The 17733-nt window shown below is 55.7% G+C and carries 19 protein-coding genes and 1 pseudogene; 10 read left to right on the top strand and 10 right to left on the bottom strand.

Features of this window, described 5'->3' with window-relative positions; genetic code table 11:
* Window positions 1-110 precede the first annotated feature (110 nt).
* Both slmA and argB read right to left on the bottom strand, forming a co-directional pair.
* Window positions 111-704 (bottom strand): annotated as a pseudogene (gene slmA, locus Q334_RS18625) (nucleoid occlusion factor SlmA); the annotation flags it as partial.
* A 56-nt stretch (window positions 705-760) separates the two neighbouring features.
* Window positions 761-1663: an acetylglutamate kinase gene (gene argB / locus Q334_RS0109405; protein ID WP_027312993.1), complete on the bottom strand. Its 903-nt coding sequence runs from the start codon at window positions 1661-1663 to the stop codon at window positions 761-763.
* Window positions 1664-1959: 296 nt separating this feature from the next.
* Here argB and Q334_RS0109400 point away from each other — a divergent pair, with 296 nt between their 5' ends.
* The 4 genes from Q334_RS0109400 to Q334_RS0109385 all read left to right on the top strand — a co-directional run bounded on the left by Q334_RS0109400 (window position 1960) and on the right by Q334_RS0109385 (window position 6227).
* The gene (locus tag Q334_RS0109400; RefSeq protein ID WP_027312992.1) at window positions 1960-3216 is read left to right on the top strand and encodes an ABC transporter substrate-binding protein; all 1257 of its coding nucleotides are present in this window, start codon (window positions 1960-1962) and stop codon (window positions 3214-3216) included.
* Window positions 3217-3277: 61 nt separating this feature from the next.
* Window positions 3278-4222, top strand: a complete 945-nt coding sequence (locus tag Q334_RS0109395; protein WP_051527676.1) for a carbohydrate ABC transporter permease — start codon at window positions 3278-3280, stop codon at window positions 4220-4222.
* Window positions 4215-5090 carry a carbohydrate ABC transporter permease gene (locus Q334_RS0109390; RefSeq protein ID WP_027312990.1) on the top strand — a complete coding sequence of 292 codons (876 nt, stop codon included), beginning with the start codon at window positions 4215-4217 and terminating at the stop codon, window positions 5088-5090. Before Q334_RS0109395 ends, Q334_RS0109390 begins: the two co-directional genes overlap by 8 nt.
* Window positions 5091-5111: 21 nt before the next feature.
* Window positions 5112-6227 carry an ABC transporter ATP-binding protein gene (locus tag Q334_RS0109385; RefSeq protein WP_027312989.1) on the top strand — a complete coding sequence of 372 codons (1116 nt, stop codon included), beginning with the start codon at window positions 5112-5114 and terminating at the stop codon, window positions 6225-6227.
* 62 nt (window positions 6228-6289) lie between these two features.
* Here the strand turns inward: Q334_RS0109385 and Q334_RS18620 are convergent, their stop codons facing one another.
* The 4 genes from Q334_RS18620 to Q334_RS0109365 are packed head-to-tail and all read right to left on the bottom strand — an operon-like array spanning window position 6290 to window position 8962.
* Entirely contained in the window at window positions 6290-6814 is a 525-nt protein-coding gene (locus Q334_RS18620; RefSeq protein ID WP_035461262.1) for a GNAT family N-acetyltransferase, read from the bottom strand.
* Between the two features lie 36 nt (window positions 6815-6850).
* Window positions 6851-7660, bottom strand: coding sequence for an SDR family NAD(P)-dependent oxidoreductase (locus tag Q334_RS0109375; protein ID WP_027312988.1), 810 nt, complete (start codon window positions 7658-7660; stop codon window positions 6851-6853).
* A gap of 10 nt (window positions 7661-7670) precedes the next feature.
* Window positions 7671-8633 (bottom strand): LLM class oxidoreductase, encoded by a 963-nt coding sequence (locus Q334_RS0109370; protein ID WP_035461260.1) that lies wholly within the window; start codon window positions 8631-8633, stop codon window positions 7671-7673.
* Window positions 8634-8659: 26 nt separating this feature from the next.
* On the bottom strand, window positions 8660-8962 hold the full coding sequence (locus Q334_RS0109365) for a DUF1330 domain-containing protein (RefSeq protein WP_027312986.1): 303 nt from the start codon (window positions 8960-8962) through the stop codon (window positions 8660-8662).
* A 112-nt stretch (window positions 8963-9074) separates the two neighbouring features.
* Between Q334_RS0109365 and Q334_RS0109360 the strand changes: the two genes are divergently transcribed.
* Window positions 9075-9968, top strand: coding sequence for a LysR family transcriptional regulator (locus Q334_RS0109360; RefSeq protein ID WP_027312985.1), 894 nt, complete (start codon window positions 9075-9077; stop codon window positions 9966-9968).
* On the opposite strand, the gene Q334_RS18615 is transcribed toward Q334_RS0109360, so the two are convergent.
* Window positions 9953-10348 (bottom strand): winged helix-turn-helix transcriptional regulator, encoded by a 396-nt coding sequence (locus Q334_RS18615; RefSeq protein WP_035461258.1) that lies wholly within the window; start codon window positions 10346-10348, stop codon window positions 9953-9955. The genes Q334_RS0109360 and Q334_RS18615 overlap by 16 nt on opposite strands.
* Window positions 10349-10449: 101 nt before the next feature.
* On the opposite strand from Q334_RS18615, the gene Q334_RS0109350 reads away from it, so the two are divergent.
* Entirely contained in the window at window positions 10450-11103 is a 654-nt protein-coding gene (locus Q334_RS0109350) for an oxygen-insensitive NAD(P)H-dependent nitroreductase NfsB (protein WP_027312984.1), read from the top strand.
* 108 nt (window positions 11104-11211) lie between these two features.
* A complete protein-coding gene (locus Q334_RS0109345; protein WP_027312983.1) occupies window positions 11212-11769 on the top strand; it encodes a cysteine hydrolase family protein in 558 nt (185 codons plus the stop codon).
* Here Q334_RS0109345 and Q334_RS0109340 read toward each other — a convergent pair.
* Complete coding sequence (locus Q334_RS0109340) at window positions 11752-13182, bottom strand: sigma-54 interaction domain-containing protein (RefSeq protein WP_051527675.1); 1431 nt, start codon at window positions 13180-13182, stop codon at window positions 11752-11754. The two genes, Q334_RS0109345 and Q334_RS0109340, sit on opposite strands and share 18 nt — an antisense overlap.
* A 275-nt stretch (window positions 13183-13457) precedes the next feature.
* Between Q334_RS0109340 and Q334_RS0109335 the strand changes: the two genes are divergently transcribed.
* Together Q334_RS0109335 and Q334_RS0109330 are read left to right on the top strand one after the other, a co-directional pair.
* Entirely contained in the window at window positions 13458-14219 is a 762-nt protein-coding gene (locus tag Q334_RS0109335; protein ID WP_027312981.1) for a dimethylarginine dimethylaminohydrolase family protein, read from the top strand.
* 15 nt (window positions 14220-14234) lie between these two features.
* A complete protein-coding gene (locus Q334_RS0109330) occupies window positions 14235-15026 on the top strand; it encodes a transporter substrate-binding domain-containing protein (protein WP_027312980.1) in 792 nt (263 codons plus the stop codon).
* Window positions 15027-15066: 40 nt separating this feature from the next.
* Here the strand turns inward: Q334_RS0109330 and Q334_RS0109325 are convergent, their stop codons facing one another.
* Entirely contained in the window at window positions 15067-15471 is a 405-nt protein-coding gene (locus tag Q334_RS0109325) for a rhodanese-like domain-containing protein (protein ID WP_027312979.1), read from the bottom strand.
* Between the two features lie 151 nt (window positions 15472-15622).
* On the opposite strand from Q334_RS0109325, the gene Q334_RS0109320 reads away from it, so the two are divergent.
* The gene (locus Q334_RS0109320; RefSeq protein ID WP_027312978.1) at window positions 15623-16417 is read left to right on the top strand and encodes an SDR family oxidoreductase; all 795 of its coding nucleotides are present in this window, start codon (window positions 15623-15625) and stop codon (window positions 16415-16417) included.
* Here Q334_RS0109320 and Q334_RS0109315 read toward each other — a convergent pair.
* Window positions 16392-17594 (bottom strand): alpha/beta hydrolase, encoded by a 1203-nt coding sequence (locus Q334_RS0109315; RefSeq protein ID WP_051527674.1) that lies wholly within the window; start codon window positions 17592-17594, stop codon window positions 16392-16394. The two genes, Q334_RS0109320 and Q334_RS0109315, sit on opposite strands and share 26 nt — an antisense overlap.
* Between the last annotated feature and the right edge of the window lie 139 nt (window positions 17595-17733).

Here is a 17733-nt window from a genome sequence, read left to right as displayed (position 1 = left end):
GCTTCGGCTTCGGCTTCGGCTTCGGCTTCGGCTTCGGCTTCGGCTTCGGCTTCGGCTTCGGCTTCGGCTTCGGCTTCGGCTTCGGCTTCGGCTTCAGGCTTGACTGGCCACAGCAGTGGCGCCTTGAGCAGTACCCATTGCTCCGGCCAGTGTTCAGTGGGGTTGCGCTCAAATTGGGAGCGAACAAACTGGCGCAGTTTTCCTTCTATTACCGCTAGTAACAGGCTGGCGCAAACACTGGGAGGCTTGAGGGTGCGCAGTTGTTCGCGCAGTTCTGCTTCACGCAGAATTTGTCGCAGTTGGGTTTCGATACGGTCAAACACCTGGCGGATGCGCTGATGCAGACGTTCGTGCTCTCCCGCCAGTACATCGCCGGTGAGCAGCACCGCTAGTCCTGGGTTTTTCTCGGCAAAGGCGAGCACCAGGGTGAGGATTTGCTGTACCCGGTGCGGGGTGTGGCTTTCCCGCTCCAGAATCAGGTTGATGCGGGAAAAGAGGCTTTCTTCAACAAAGTCGATCAGGCCTTCAAACATCCGGGTTTTGCTGGGAAAGTGGCGGTACAGGGCCGCCTCGGTTACTCCTACCTCTTTGGCCAGCGCCGCGGTGGTAATACGTCCCTGGGGATCCTGCTCCAGCATCCGAGCGAGGGCTTCGAGAATACGCTGTTTCGCTTCGCCTTTGCGGGGTTTGGCCGTGTCACTCATGCCTGAGTCATTCCTGTGCTAGCCCTGCCCCCGGTGGGGGCAGGTCATATGGGCTATTAGAGGTGTTCGTTGGTAATCAGGGTGCCAACACCCTCATTGGTAAACATTTCCAGCAAGGTGGCATGGGCAACCCGGCCATCAATGATATGCGCACGTTTAACCCCATTGCGTACCGCATCCAGGGCGCAACCGATTTTCGGCAGCATGCCGCCGGTAATGGTGCCGTCTTCAATCAGGGCGTCGACATCTGCCAGGCTGAGACCGGTCATCACCCGACCTTGCTTATCCAGCAGTCCAGCGATGTTGGTTAATAGAATCAGCTTTTCGCATTTCAGCGCTTCCGCCACTTTACCGGCAACCAGATCAGCGTTGATGTTGTAGGATTGGCCCTGCTCATCGACGCCAATGGGGGCGATTACGGGGATAAAGTCGCTGGCCACCAGCAGATTCAGGACATCGACATTGATGTGCTTCACTTCACCCACATGGCCGATGTCGATAATTTCCGGCGCCTGCATCTCAGGGGTTTTGTGTGTGGCTTTGAGTTTTTTTGCCACAATCAAACGGGCATCCTTACCGGTCAGGCCCATCGCGCGGCCGCCGTTGTGGTTGATCAGGTTGACGATATCCTTGTTTACCTGACCGCCCAGTACCATTTCCACCACGTCCATGGTTGCGGCATCGGTTACCCGCATACCACCAACAAACTTGGACTCAATGTTCAGTTTGGCTAGTAGGTCACCGATTTGTGGGCCACCACCATGCACCACGATGGGGTTGATGCCGACCAGCTTCATCATCACGATGTCACGGGCAAAGGCGTTCTTCAGCTCTTCGTCAATCATGGCATTGCCGCCATATTTGACCACGATGGTTTTGCCAACGTATTGCTGGATGTAAGGCAAGGCTTCACTCAGAACCTTGGCGATATTGAGTGCGGCGTCGCGGGAGAGTGGCATGGGGTGATCCTTTTCTGTCTTCGCTGGGGGGTGTGTTCACCCCTCTTGGTCGATGCTGGGCGCTTGCCGACTGACAGGCGCTGGTGCTGCTAAGTTTATCGCTACCCTGGGCTTTTCCCAAGAGGGTAAGTGGTTACTGACTGAAGTTGTGCGGACAAATATTACAAGTTGGTAATAAAGCGCTAAAACTACGTAGGTTTATATAACGTGTGTTCTGCCTGCCCCGAAACTATGTTGGGATGACATCCAAAGTGGATGTGTATCCCTCACAAAAAAAATGAATAGGGGTTTCCTCAATGAAAGTATTCAAGCCCGTTGCACTGGCCCTGGCAATCAGTGGTCTAACTTCCGTGCAAGCACAAGCTGGTGAAGTAGAGGTTCTGCACTGGTGGACATCTGGTGGTGAAGCCAAGTCCGTTGCCGTGCTGAAAGATCTACTGGAAAAAGAAGGTCATACCTGGAAAGACTTCGCGGTCGCCGGTGGCGGTGGTGAAAGTGCCATGACCGTGCTGAAATCCCGTGCTGTATCCGGTAACCCTCCCACTGCCGCGCAAATCAAAGGCCCTGATATTCAGGAGTGGGGTGAGCTGGGCTTCCTCGGTGACCTGAATGGTGTTGCTGCGGAGAACAAGTGGGATGAGCTGCTACCTCCCGTGGTGGCTGACGTCATGAAGTATAAGGATCGCTATGTAGCGACACCGGTAAACGTTCACCGGGTCAACTGGGTATGGGCCAACCCCGAGGTATTGAAGGCTGCGGGTGTGGACGGTGTGCCTTCCAATTGGGATGACTTCTTTGCCGCGGCAGACAAAATCAAAGCCGCAGGTTACATCCCCCTGGCGCACGGTGGCCAATCTTGGCAAGACGCCACTATTTTTGAGGCGGTTGCCCTCTCCATCGGTGGAGCGGAGTTTTACAACAAAGCCTTCGTTGAGCTGGATGATGATGCCCTGGGCGGTGAGACCATGGTCAAGGTGCTGGCTACCTTCAAGCGCCTGAAAGATTACATGGATCCGGACGCCCCTGGTCGTGATTGGAACCTGGCCACGGCGATGGTGATCAATGGTAAGGCGGCGTTCCAGATCATGGGTGACTGGGCTAAGGGTGAATTCACTGCTGCAGGCAAAACAGCTGGCACAGATTTCCTCTGCGTAGCCGTGCCTGGTACTGAGAATGCTTACACCTTCAACATTGACTCCTTTGCTATGTTCCAGGTTACCACTGAAGCCCAGGAAGCAGCGCAAAAGGCCATGGCTCGTTTGATTATGGAGCCGACCTTCCAGGAAGTGTTTAACGTCAACAAGGGTTCTATCCCTGTCCGTCCTGACATCAAGCGTGACAACTTCGACAGTTGTGCGACTAAGTCGATGGATGACTTCGTTGCGACCGCCAAGAGCAATACCCTGGTGCCCTCTATGGCCCATGGTATGTCCACCTCGTCTTATGTACAGGGTGCGATCTACGACGTGGTCACCAACTTCTTTAACGATGCCAACATGACTGCCGAGCAAGCTGCTGAGAAGCTGCTGAAGGCAGTGAAGGCTGCGGGTTAATCCGCCTTCCGGCAGGCCCTTAGGGGCCTGCCACTCCCCCGTAGTAATAAGGTGATTTACGATGTCCTCCCGTAACTCTGCCCTGAAACAGGCTGCAGTGGCGCCCGCTTCTACCCAGGCAAAACCTGGCTGGGACGTGCGTTTGCAGGAATGGTTGCCGAAGCTGGTGCTGGCGCCTTCCTTCCTGGTCAGTCTGATCTTCGTGTACGGCTTTATCGGCTGGTCAGCCGTGCTGTCTTTTACCAACTCCCGCATGCTGCCGACTTACAACTTTGTAGGGTTTGAACAGTATGTGCGCCTTTTCACCAATGAGCGCTGGCTGGTAGCAGCCAAGAACCTGCTGATCTTCGGCGGCTTGTTTATGATCATCTGTCTGGCCTTGGGAGCGTTGCTGGCAGTGTTGTTGGATCAGCGGATTCGCCAGGAGGGCGCCATCCGTACCATTTATCTCTATCCCATGGCGTTGTCATTTATTGTGACAGGTACCGCCTGGAAGTGGATTCTGAATCCTGGTCTGGGTCTGGAAAAACTGATGAAAGACCTGGGCTTTGAAAACTTCACCTTCGACTGGTTGGTGAATCCGGATATGGCGATCTATACCCTCGTCATTGCCGGGGTGTGGCAGTCATCGGGCTTTGTGATGGCGATGTTCCTGGCGGGGCTGCGTGGTGTCGATACCAGTATGGTGAAGGCGGCCCAGCTTGATGGTGCCAGCATGCCTTACATCTACTGGCGCATCGTGTTGCCTTGCCTGCGTCCGGTGGTATTCAGTGCGGTGATGATTTTGGCCCACATTGCAATCAAGAGCTTTGATCTGGTCATGGCCTTAACGGGCGGTGGTCCCGGCTATGCCACTGACTTGCCCGCGACCTTTATGTATGCCCATGCCTTTACCCGTAGCCAGATTGGTTTGGGTTCCGCTTCAGCGATCATGATGTTGGCGGGTGTGCTGGCGCTGCTGGTTCCCTACCTGTATTCCGAGTTAAGGAGCAAGCGCAATGGCTAATGCACGTCCTTTCTCCCTGCGTGAGCGCGCTAACCGGGTCATTATTTACAGTATTCTGCTGGGTGCGGCGGCCTTCTACCTGCTGCCATTAATTGTGATGGTATTCACCTCGGTAAAAAGCCTGGCGGATATCCGTGGCGGTAACCTGATTAGCTTCCCCCAGGAAATTCTGTTGGATGCCTGGACTAAGGCTTGGAGTGAAGCCTGTACCGGGGTGTCCTGTGAAGGGGTGGGTGGGTACTTCTGGAACTCCTTCGTGATCGTCTTGCCTGCGGTGCTGATCTCCACTGCGGTGGGGGCACTGAATGGTTATGCCCTGACCAAGTGGAAGTTTAAAGGGAGTGATCTGTTCTTCGGTTTGATGCTGTTTGGTTGCTTTATCCCCTTCCAGGTGATTTTGCTGCCGATGGCGCAAACTCTGGGCTACTTCAATCTGGCCAACTCCACCCCGGGTTTGGTGTTGGTGCATGTGGTGTATGGCATTGCCTTTACCACCCTGTTTTTCCGTAACTTCTATGTCGGTATTCCTAATGAGTTGGTACTGGCTGCCAAGCTCGATGGCGCAGGCTTCTTCATGATCTTCTGGCGCATTCTGCTGCCGGTTTCCGCGCCCATCATCGTGGTGTGCATCATCTGGCAATTTACGCAGATCTGGAACGACTTCCTCTTTGGGGTGGTGTTCTCCGGTCACGACACCAAACCGGTGACGGTGGCGTTGAACAACCTGGTCAATACCACCACCGGGGTGAAGGAATATAACGTCGACATGGCCGCCGCCATTATTGCCGCCTTGCCCACACTATTGGTGTATGTGCTGGCGGGTAAATACTTTGTGCGTGGTCTGACCGCCGGAGCGGTCAAGGGTTAACAGCTTTAAGAGGTAAGCACGATGGCTGCTCTGGATATCGTTAATGTAATCAAAGACTACGGCAAGGTTCGTATTCTCAAAGACATCAATATCAGTATCGACTCCGGTGAGTTCCTGATTCTGGTTGGCCCTTCAGGTTGCGGTAAGTCGACCCTGATGAACGCTATCGCCGGCCTGGACGACATCACCGAAGGCAGTATCCGTATCGGTGGGGATGATGTGACCTACCGTTCACCGAAAGACCGCGACATCGCCATGGTGTTCCAGTCTTACGCGCTCTATCCCTCCATGACCGTGCGGGAAAACATCGCCTTTGGTCTGGAGATCCGCAAGGTGGCGAAAGAGGAGCGTGAACAGGAGGTGGAGCGGGTAGCGAAGATGCTGCAGATCGAACATCTGCTGGATCGTAAACCCTCCCAGCTGTCCGGTGGCCAACGTCAGCGGGTGGCGATGGGGCGGGCACTGGCGCGCAAGCCGAAGATTTATCTGTTTGACGAGCCGCTGTCCAACCTAGACGCCAAGTTGCGGGTAGAGATGCGTACCGAGATCAAGAAACTGCACCAGCGGCTGGGCACCACCATCGTTTACGTGACCCATGACCAGATTGAAGCCATGACCTTGGCGGATCGGATTGCGGTAATGCGTGATGGGGTTGTGTTGCAACTGGATACCCCCCAAAACATCTATGACAACCCGGTCAATATGTTTGTGGCCGGTTTTATGGGCTCCCCGGCGATGAACTTTATCAAGACCACGCTGGTGAAACTGGAGCAGGGCTATGGGGTGGAGCTGCGTAATCATGCCGATCAGCTGTTCACTCTACCGTTGCCCCATGCTGCCGGTAACCTGGATGCCTATGTCAATAAACAGGTGGTGTTGGGTCTGCGCCCTGAGCAGATCACCCACGTTATGCCACATCGTCAGGATGAGCCGTTGTGCCGTTTGGTGGATTGCCGTGTGGAAGTGGCTGAGCCGACTGGCGCCGACACCCTGATTGAAATCAGCCTGAATGGCCAGGAAGTGGATGCGCGGATTGAACCGCGTTCCCAGAAGCCAGTGGGAGAAAGCATGCAGCTGATGTTCGATATGAGCAAAGCGGTGTTGTTTGATCCTCAGACTGAAAACCGTCTTGCCTGAGGGGGCAATTGTTTAGCGCCGGCTTAGCCGGCGTTTTTTTTGTCTGGTATTTGCCCTAGGCCTTACTCAGATAGCCTGGCCGGATTGAGTTTGGCGGTCAGAATGTGATCTTCCCAACGGCCATTGATCTGTAAATAGCGGCTGGCTTTGCCTTCAATGACAAAACCGAGGCGCTGCAACAGGCGGGCAGAGCGCAGATTGTGCGGCATGTAATTGGCCATAATGCGATTCAGCCCTAACGGGTTAAAACCGTAATCCAACACCTGTTGGCAGATGCTGAACATCTTGCCCTGACCCTGGGCCGACTGTGCCAGGGCATAGCCTAAATGCGCCGCCTGAAACACTCCCTGGACAACGTTATTCAGATTGCAGACGCCAATAAGCTGCTCATCTTGATAAGCAACAAAATACGCCCCCCGGCCCTGTTGCTGCTCTTGCTCACGCTGCTGCAAGCGCTCCTGCCAGGCACTGAGCTGGTGGAATCCCGCCGGGCGTAGTGGCTCCCAAGGTTGCAAAAAGGCGGCATTGTCCTGATAAAAGCGGGCCAGGGCGGCGGCATCACCGCTGTGGCTTAAGCGTACCTGCATGATCAAACATCCCGTTCAGTGAACACGGTCGCTAGCCTAAACGGCAAGGCCCTGTTGTGCCAGAACCTTGTCGATCACTTCAACCAGCGCTTTATTTTTGCTGGGGGAAAGGGCATCGGGGTGAGGGTCGTTGAATGTGCCCAGATCATTATCGAAATACTGCCCCTGCGCCTGACGGAACTCATCCTCAAGTGCTGCCCGTTGCAGAATACGGGCGCCAATATTCAAATCCTTACCGGGCAGGCCAAAGCCTTCTTGCACCATTTTACTGGCCAGCAACGAGCCGGGATTAATGGCTAACAACAAGGGGCCATCCGGGTGCTGTCTGGCCAGATGGTGATTCCACATGGTGATGGCCAGTTTGCTCTGGGCATAGGCATTAAAGGCATCAGTGGGATGCTGTTGACCCTGCAAGGCTTGCAAATCGACCGGAGCCTGGGCTGCAGAGGACAGGTTGAGTACCCTGCTGTTGGCATGCAGTAATGGCCAAAGCAGGCGAGTGAGCAGGTAAGGGGCGAGGGTGTTGACCACAAAGCGGATATCAATACCGCTGGTCGTATGGGGCTGGGCAGTACGAAAGACGCCGGCATTGTTGATCAATACATCTAACTGGCTGTGCTGCTGACGGATTTGCACCGCCAGTTGCTGCACCTCATCTAAACGCGAGAAGTCGGCTTGATAGGTTTCGATCTGAGCGTGGGAGAAAGCCAGTTGCTGACGGATAGCAGCCAGCTTTTCCGCGTTGCGGCCATGCAAGAGCAGCAGATGGTTGTCGTTGGCCAACCGCTTGGCTAGCGCCAGACCAATGCCATCGGTTGCGCCGGTAATGAGGATTGTTTTGCGCATAAGCAGTCCCTTAATCGTTCGGCAGGGTCGGAAAGTCTGGCAAGAGTTCAGCGGCCAGACGCTCGAGGGTTGCGCCTGTCTCTGCTTGATTAAAGCGCAGGTTGAGGGCGACGTGGTTGATGCCAATGCCTTCCAGTTGTTTGAGATAGTGACGCAAGGCGTTGATCCCGGAACTGAAGCCCAGGTGAATAGGGCGAGCAGGGGCGTTGGGGTCATCTTGTAAGTCGATATAGAGCGATTGCATGGCTGGCTTGTTGGCTAGCCCAGCAGCGGCAATCCGACTGCGCCAGTCATGAATGATGCGCTCTTGGGTGGCGATGGCGCGTGGGTAGGTAATCCAGCCATCACCATTTTCTGCCACCCAAGCGGGGGCTTGCTGACTGGCTCCTGTAATCAGCAAGGGCAACCGTGCAGCATGGGGCTTGGGTAGCATATCCAGCTCGCCATTGAGCTGTCCCCAGGCATTGTCAAAACGCGGTGTTGGTTCGCCCATGTGACGGATATAGGCATAACTGTGGCGAAAGGCGGCACTGCGGTTAGCAAAGTCTTGTTTGAGAGCTGGATATTCTTCGGGTCGATCACCCGAGGCGATACCCAGTAACAAACGTCCACCGGATAAAGCATCGACACTGGCCGCGGCCTTGGCGACGTGGGCAGGGTGGCGTAGCGGTAAAATAATGCTGCCGACACCCAATGCGATGCGCTGGGTATGGGCGGCTAAAAAGCCGAGGTAAACAAAAGGATCAAAGCCCTGGCCGGTATCGCCAAAGCTGGGGACATTGAGAATGATGTCGCGCAGCCAGATCGCCGCGAAGCCTAACTGCTCTGCCTGCTGCACCCGTTGCAGATGCTGCTCCAGGTTGGGTAAGGCCCCTACCGCATAAGACTCCAAGGGGGAAATGACCCCAAGACTCAGGCGGTTAGGACGAAAGGTCTGGTTATAGGCCGGATTAATGGTGGCAAAGGTGTTCATCACCGTATTCCTTGGATGCGGTTGGCTTAGCTCAGGTCGTCTTTACCTTCAATCAGAAAGTGATGGCTGATGGAGCCGGCCGTACGGGCTTGCAAGTGCGGGCGGTATTGCTCGTCTTGCATGAAACCGATGGCGGCCTCTTTGCTTGGCCATTCAATCACAATCCGCAGGGCGACTGCCGGGCCTTCTCCTTCCAGACGTTGGTGGTTGGCGGTACGTGCCAGATATTTGCCGCCATATTGGGCAACGAGACGGTTAGCCGGTTCCAGATAGTCAGGAATCCAGGCATCACGGGTAGGGGTGACTTCGAGGACGGAGTAATAAGCCATGTGCTGTCTCTTGCTGAGTTTGTTTAGGTAGTGACAAGCTTATTACTCAAGATTGAATTTGATAATTGAGCTAAATTTGGAATTACTTTCAATGAAAAATTGATAATAAGCGATGAATATTGAGCATTTGCGCCTGTTTGTCCGGGTGGCGGCCACCCACAACATTAGCCAGGCTGGGCAGGAGTTAGGGCTATCGGCTGCGGTGGCCAGCAATTATTTAAGCAAGTTGGAGCAAGATTTGGGGGTGCGCTTGCTCCATCGCAGCACGCGCAAGGTGGCATTGAGTGAGGAGGGGCGGGCCTTCTTGCTGCACGCCGAGGATGTGCTGGCCAGTGTGGAGGCGGCTCTGACTTCCGTCGGGGTGGGGCAGAGTCGACCGAGCGGCATCCTGCGTATTACCGCTCCTGCCTCCTTTGGGCGAATGCATCTGATTCCGGCACTACCTGGCTTTTTGCAGCGTTACCCTGATTTGCATCTGGACATGCGTTTGACCGATACCCAAGTGGATCTGGTGGGTGGTGGATTTGATATTGCGATCCGTAACTCCAGCCTGACCGACTCCACTCTGGTCGCGCGGGCGCTGGCTACTGACCATCGGCAACTCTACGCGGCCCCTGACTATCTGGCACGAGCAGGCGTGCCCACGCACCCGCAGGAGCTGTTACAGCACCAGTGTATTCACCTGATTGGTCTGGATAGCTGGAGTTTTAGTACGGAGCAGGGTGAATTGACCCTGAAAACCCAAGGACGTTTACGGGTGGATAATGGTGAGGCCATGCGTGATGCCTGTGTAGCGGGCCTTGGCATTGCTCAGATTTCCCGTTGGAATGCCTACCAGCATGTGCAACGTGGTGAGCTGCTCAGTATTCTCACGGAGTATCCACTCATCAGCCAAGCGGCCATTTGGGCGCTCTATCCCAGTTCTCGTCAGTTAGCGCCCAAGGTGCGTGCCTTTATCGATTATTTTGCCGATTACTTCGGTGATCCTCCCTATTGGTCGGTGTGATCATCATCACCTTGAGAAGGCTGTTGCAGCCGCCAGAGTTGCGGTAAGGCATGCTGCTCCCCCCATTGTTTGAGCGCCAATAGGATCGGCCCCAGCGACTGCCCCATGGCCGTCAGGCTGTATTCCACCTTGGGTGGCACCTCGGGGTAAACCTCACGATGCACCAAGCCCACTTGCTCAAGTTCGCGTAGTTGTTTGGTCAGCATGCGTTGGGTGATGGCACCTAAACGTCGTTTCAGCTCATTAAAACGCAGGGTTCCGCTCATCAGATGATACAGAATCATCCCTTTGCCCTTGCCGCCAAAAAGCTCCAGGGAGGCCTCTACCGGGCAAGCTTCGCCGGCATAATCCTGATAACGGGTGTGTTTTACAGTATCCATTTTGTGCCTATATGCCAAAAATGTGCGTACTTGTCGAAAATAAGAATAGCCATATTATACGCAGCCACGAGTTGATCATAGTTTATTCAATGAGGTGTGTTGTGAATCTGACTGATATTGCCCTGAGCCGTTATTCCACCAAAGCCTTTGATCCTGCGCGTAAAATCAGCGCGGAACAGGTTGAGCAGCTGCAGTCGCTACTGCGCTTGAGTCCATCCAGTGTGAACTCCCAGCCTTGGCATTTTGTCATTGCCAGCAGTGAAGCAGGTAAAGCACGGGTGGCTAAGGGCACCCAGGGCTTTTTCCAATTCAATGAGGCAAAGGTACTCAATGCCTCCCATGTGGTGGTGTTCTGTGCCAAGACTGAAATCAGTGATGAGTATCTGCAGCATCTGCTGGACTCAGAGGAGCAGGCAGGACGTTTTGCGGAGCCTTCGCACAAGGAAATGGTGCGCGGCGCCCGGGCAACCTTCGTTAATATCCATCGTCATGATTTAAAAGATGCCCAGCATTGGATGGAGAAACAGGTCTATCTCAATATGGGTACTCTGCTACTGGGGGCGGCAGCCTTGGGAATTGATGCTCTGCCGATGGAAGGCATTGATATGAAAGCACTGGATACAGAGTTCGGTCTGCGTGAGCAGGGTTTTACCGCTATTGCCGTGGTGGCCTTGGGATACCGTGCCGAACAGGACTTTAATGCTACCCTGGCTAAAGCGCGTTTGCCGGCAGCGGAAATCTTTACCCAGATATAAAGGTGGCAGGCACCCGCTGAGGGTCGAGAGATAACATGTTGCTCCTGCGCTTTAATGACCGCACTAATGAGCTAAGGTTTATCCACAGTCTCAGCGAGGGGGAAGGCCATGGCGGCAGTGTTGGTGTTGATCGATATGCAGCAGGGAATGCGCTGGCCGAGCCTTCCCGCACGTAATAATCCTCATGCTGAGCAGCGTTTGGCGGCGCTGCTGCAGCATTGGCGCCAGCAGCGTTGGCCACTGTTGCATGTGCGCCACCTTTCTACTTCGCCGGAGTCGCCCTTTTGGCCAGAGCAGTCGGGGGTGGAGTTCCAGGAGGCATTTCGTCCCCGTGACGGGGAAACCGTGTGGGATAAAAAAGTGCCGGATGCCTTTACCCACAGCGGCCTGGAGGAATGGCTGCGCGGGCACGGCTGGCAGCACCTGGTGATTGCCGGGGTCAGTACCCACAACTCGGTGGAGGCCACTGTACGCAGTGCCGCCAACCGTGGCTTCCAGGTACGGGTGGTGGCGGATGCCTGCTTTACCTTCGGTAAGCATGATTTGAGTGGGCGCTGGTGGCCGGCAGAGGAAATTCATGCCCTGTCACTCGCCAATATGCAGGAAGACTACGCCGATGTTGTCCACAGCAGTGACTGGCTCGACTGCTCACTGCTGGAAGCCTGACTGCTCCATCTTTTTCAGCTTGGATTGCAGGGTGGTGCGGGGAATGCCGAGCTGCTCTGCGGCCTTACCAATATGCCCGTGCTGATCCTTGAGTGCCTGTTGTATCAATTGCCGTTCCAGGGCGATGAGTTGTTCTGGCAGGCTTAGGTTGGGGTGTGTGGCGGCGGGTGCAGAGGGAGTGACCTGAGGCTGATGGTGGCTGTCAGGGACGGCAATGGCTTCATCCAACCCATAGACGCGGCTCAGCCAGGGGCTTTGCTCCTCGCTGAGGAGCAGACTGCGCTGGATTAGGTTCTCCAGCATACGTACATTACCGGGCCAGGAGTGAGCCATCAGCTCCGCCAGCACCGGCTCACTTACCCCCTGTACCGAGGGCCGAATCTCGGGGGCGTAGCGCTCGATAAAGTGCTGTACCAGCAGGGCAATATCCTGGCGCCGCTCGCGTAGCGGTGGAATGCGGATAAAGCCGACATTGAGGCGATAAAACAGATCTTCCCGTAAACGTCCGGCGCGAATTTCTTCCCAGGGTGGCTGATTCAAGGCCGCCACGATCCGCACATTAACCTGTTGACTGCGGGCGCTGCCAAGGGGGGTGAGTCGGCCATCCTGTAGCACCCGCAACAGCTTGCTTTGTAGCTCGATTGGCATCGAGTTGAGCTCATCTAAAAACAGCGTACCGCCATCGGCCAGGGTAAAGAGACCAGGGCGGTTTTCCGCACCGGTAAAGGCGCCCTTGCTGGTGCCGAACAGGGTACTTTCCAGCAGAGTGGCGGGGATGGCGGCACAGTTGAGGGTAATCCAGGCTTGCTCAGCCCGATGGCTATGGCGCTGCACCCGACGGGCAAACAGTTCTTTGCCGGTGCCGGTTTCGCCATAGAGCAGAATGGGCACGTCGGTGCGGGCGCAGGCATCCAAATGTGCCAGCTGTTGCAGCATGGCCGCGTCTTTACTGATGATATCGAGCTCGGGCTGCCTATCCTGTTGGCGTCCTAAGCGGGCGGATAAGTCCACTACCTGTTCCGTCAGACGGCGGTAATCGCTTAGATCCCGGCCAACTTCAATTGCTCCGACGATCTGCCCCTGGGCATTTTGCAGGGGCAGGGCGGTATGCAGGTAATCAAATACCTGGCCGAGGGGATTTTTATAGCGCTGGTGGCAGTTGATAAAGCGTTGCCCCTGCAGACAGCGCAGCAGGGTGCTGGTGTCGGCGCTGAGACTGGGGCAGGCCTCCAGCAGGTGTCGTCCCAGCACTGCCTCTGGTTGAGTGCCATCGATACGGGCGCTGGCCTGATTAAAGTAGCGAAAACGCCCCTGTTGATCGATCAGGGTAATCGGCAGTTGCAGCGCATCGAGGAATTCACGCCAGGGCTGCAGCAGGCTATCGAGACTGGCAGGGGGAGCAGAAGCTGTCATCGTCATTCTCCTTGTTGGCTCCAACTTGACGAAAAATCGTCAAATCTGCAAGCAAAGTCAGCTGATTAGTGTAAAAGCCTGATGCTATCGGCTGACGAATTTTCGCCAATTGACGATATTTCATCTTTTCGCTGTGGGGAAAGGCTAGCCTGTGATGACGGTGCTGGTGCATGACTCTATAAAAATCAAAGAGTTAGTGGTTTCTGTGGCGGCGAAAAGTTGGCATGGCAGTTGATAGACACAGGCATGACTTCACTGTTTTTTTAGGAGCTGCCATGTTTAAACACTGTATTTTGCGTCAGCCGGCGTCCTCTATGCTGCAAGGCCTGAGTGCGGCCAATCTGGGCCTGCCCGATTATGCCCTGGCCCTGCGTCAGCACCACGATTATGCCGATGCCCTGCTGAAGACCGGGGTGGATATTACCGTGCTGGCGGCGGATGAAGCCTTTCCCGATTCCTGCTTTGTTGAGGATGTCGCGCTCTGTACCCCTCACTGCGCCATCATTACCCGTCCGGGTGCGCCGAGTCGGCGTGATGAGGCGGGTTTAATGGCACCGGTATTAGCCCGCTTTTATCCACAGTTGGAGCAGATCGAAGCCCCCGGCACCCTGGAGGCCGGAGATGTGATGATGGTCGGTCAGCATTTTTATATTGGCCTGTCGGCGCGTACCAATGCCGAGGGCGCCGCCCAGTTGATCGCCATTTTGCAGCGTTATGGTATGACCGGCTCGGTGGTGACCATGGCGGAAATGCTGCACCTGAAAACCGGCCTGGCTTATCTGGAGCATAACAATCTGCTGATTACCGGTGAGTTTGTGCATCGGGAGGAATTCGCCAGCTTCAACCGCATTATCGTACCGGCTGCAGAAGCCTATGCCGCCAACTCTATCTGGGTGAACGACTACGTCATTATGCCGGCTGGCCACCCGCATACCCGTCAACAGGTCGCCGCCCTGGGTTATCAGGTGCTGGAGGTCAACACCTCGGAATTTCAGAAACTCGATGGTGGCGTGAGCTGCCTGTCCCTGCGTTTTTAACTGAAGGAGTAAGCGATGAAAGTCACTAACTGGTTAGCGGCGGCAGCACTGAGCCTGGCGAGTCTGAGTGCCCAGGCGGCCTCCACCTTGGATAACATTCTGGCCAATAACAGCCTGCGGGTCTGTTTTGAAGCAGGCTATATGCCGTTTGAGATGAAGAACAAAGCCGGGGATGACATCGGCTTTGATATTGATCTGGCCAAGATGATGGCCAAGGCGATGGGGGTGAAGTTTACCCCGGTGAATACCGCCTGGGATGGCATCATTCCGGCGTTGCTGACGGACAAGTGCGATATTTTGATGTCCGGTATGACCATTACCCCTGAGCGCAATCTGCAGGTTAACTTTGCCGATCCCTATGTGGTGGTGGGGCAGTCTGTGCTTTTGGCGCCGGCCTTGCAGGGGCAGGTCAGCCGTTTCCAGGAGCTGAACCAACCTGAACATATTGTCATCACCAAGCTGGGCACCACCGGCGATATTGTGGCCAAGCGGATGCTGGATAAGGCCCAAATCCGCGTCTTTGAAAGTGAGGCGGATGGGGTGATGGAAGTGATCAACGGGCGTGCTCAGGCTTTTATCTATGACCTGCCCTTGAATGCCTTCTACAAGGCTTTGCATGGTGACAAGCTGGTGCATCTCGACCAGCCCTTTACCTATGAGCCCCTGGGTTGGGCGGTGCGCAAAGGCGATCCGGACTTCCTGAACTTTCTTAATAACTTTTTACGCCAGATTAAGGGCGATGGCAGTTATGACCGCCTCTACCAGAAATGGTTTATTGAGGATGAATGGGTAAAAGCCCTGCAATAATCCAGGGAGGAGCAGCCTGGCTGCTCCTCGACCCCTCTGTTTAAGCCTGATCGGCAGGTTGCAGGCTAAAGCCCTCATCCAACCAGCCACAGACACCGCCGATCATCTTCTTCACCGGGCGCTCCAGCTTGGCCAGGCGGATGGCGGCCTTTTCGGTGGCATTGCAGTGGGGCCCGGCGCAATACACCACAAACAGGGTATCGGTGGGGTAGGCCGCCAGACTGTCGGCGTTGATACGTGAGTGAGGCAGGTTGATGGCACCGCCAATGTGGCCGGCGGCAAAGGCTTGCTCACCCCGTACGTCCAGTAGCACAAAGTCCTGACGTTGGTTGCTCAGGGCATGGTGGACATCCCAACAATCGGTTTCAAAGGCCAGCAAAGCTTCAAAGTGGGCCAGTGCAGCACTGGCACAGGCGGCGGGCACTCGGCTAACGGCGGAACTCATCGCAGACTCCAGGGTGGTAAGGTTGATCTGTCCTCAGTATCGCTGGGCAGCGCAGCGGGCAGGAGAGGCCAATCAGCCAAGTGAAGAGGATATTCGGCCAATCTGTGACTACCCTGTGCAGGATTCAGATCAATGTCAAAAGGAGGTCAGGATGACAAGACTAACCAACAAGGTTGCCTTGATTAGTGGGGCAGCCCAGGGCATAGGGGCCGCAATTGCTGAGGCTTTTGTGGCGGAAGGGGCCAAGGTATGGCTGACGGATATCGAGGATGAGCCAGGGCAACGCTTGGCACAGCGGTTAGGGGCCCGTTACCTGCATTTGGATGTGCGCGAAGAAGGCGACTGGCAGGCGGCGATGGCGCAGGTCGGGCAGCTTGATGTGCTGGTCAATAATGCCGGTATTACCGGTTTTGAACAGGGGCAGACGGCCCCGCAGGACCCGGAGCATGCCAGCCTGAGTGCTTGGCGGGCGGTGCATGCCACCAATCTGGATGGCGTCTTTTTAGGCTGTAAATACGGTATCCGCGCCATGCGTCCAGCTGGGGCGGGATCGATTATTAATATCTCCTCCCGCTCCGGCCTGGTAGGCATCCCTGGGGCGGCGGCCTACGCCTCGTCCAAGGCGGCGGTGCGTAACCATAGTAAAAGTGTGGCGCTCTACTGTGCTGAGCAAGGTTTGGCGATTCGCTGCAACTCTATCCATCCGGCGGCGATTTTAACCCCAATGTGGGAGCCCATGCTGGGGCAGGGGCCCGATCGTCAAGCGCGGATGCAGGCCTTGGTACAGGACTGTCCGATGCAGCGTTTTGGTCGGCCGGAGGAGGTAGCCGCCGTGGCGGTGTTACTGGCCTCGGATGAGGCCAGCTATCTCAATGGTGCGGAGCTGAATCTGGATGGCGGTTTGCTGGCGGGTAGTCTGCTCAGGCCCCGGCTGGCAGAGGACTAAGTAACTGCTGGATGGCGGCACTGACTTGGCTGAAGTAAGGGTTCCAGCTCAGTCGGGCGTGAATTTTGCCAGGCTCCTGGTATCCCCAGGGGCCATACCAGGTGGTGGCCCCTTGCTGGCAGGCCTGTTCTGCCTCCAGGCTTTGGCCGTTATTGCAGATGCGCTGGCTACCCTGGCGCCCATAGTAGGGATTATCTGCCGAGAACAGCGGACTCATATGGGAACCCTGACTGATCCGCAGTTCCGGTAACTTCATGCTGAACGCCTGTAGACGTGGCAGTGCCGGTGGGTTATCACCCAACCACAACAATTGACTGGCGGGGTGGCTAAAATGCTGATCAAACAGATGAGCTATTGCCCGGCTATCCAATACCGAATCCCCTTCGCTGAGCACCATCAGGGTTGGCTTGTTGTAGCCTTTCTCTTTGAGTTGCTGCTGGACATGCTCAACACTTTGGTAATAGAGCGCCGCACCTTGCATGGGTAAAGAATCATAGCGCAGTGGATTCAAGGCAGGATCCTGATCGGCCCAGGGCATCACCCAGCTTATCCACGGGGCGAAACGTACCAGGGCACTGCCTGGTACAAAGCCAGGAGAGAATAACAGCAACCCCGCAACGTTCGGGTGCTGAATGGCGGCACTGGTGACCAGGTTAGCACCGGTGGAATAGCCCCCTAGCCAGACTTCATCAACTTCTTGCTGTAGCAGTGCCAGCTGGTGCTCAAGCATCTGCTGCCAATCCTGGAGTTGCGGCAACATCAGATCAGCAGGGCGGGTACCATGGCCGGGCAGCAGCAGGGAACGCACGATAAAGCCCTGCTGCAGCAATGGCTCGGCCAGGTCAGTGAAGTAATAGGGTGAGTCCCCCAACCCATGTACCAGTAAGATGCCACGTTTAGCCGGCTGCGCGGGGGCGCGTTGCCAGGGGCTGTTAAGGGCGACTTCTTCGGCCTGATGGGAACTCAAAAATACACGGTTGGCCGCCAGGTGGGCTTGGGTTTGCTGCACGTACTCGCTGAAACTGGCCTGCTGATAGGGCGCGAGTTGGGCAGAGGGGGCGTACAGTGGATTGTCTTCCTGACGGGCACAGCCACTGGTCAGGGTGACTAGCGCTACCATGAAAAGGGTGAGTGCTTGCCAAGGGTTGAATTGGAGCCATCTGGATTGAGGAGACATTACACTCTTCCTTGCCGCTTAAGCAGCTTCATGAACATACCGCCCCCAGGCAGCGCAAATGGCGGTTTGAAAGTGGCGGATTGAAAGGGAGCTGCCTGACGCTATACGTCAACGCTGATGCATAGGATGACCGGCAGCG

Origin of the sequence: Balneatrix alpica DSM 16621, assembly GCF_000619885.1 — a bacterium.
GTDB lineage: Bacteria > Pseudomonadota > Gammaproteobacteria > Pseudomonadales > Balneatricaceae > Balneatrix > Balneatrix alpica.
Note: the sequence above shows the minus strand (reverse complement) of the source record. Positions and strands in the feature narration are given on the sequence as shown.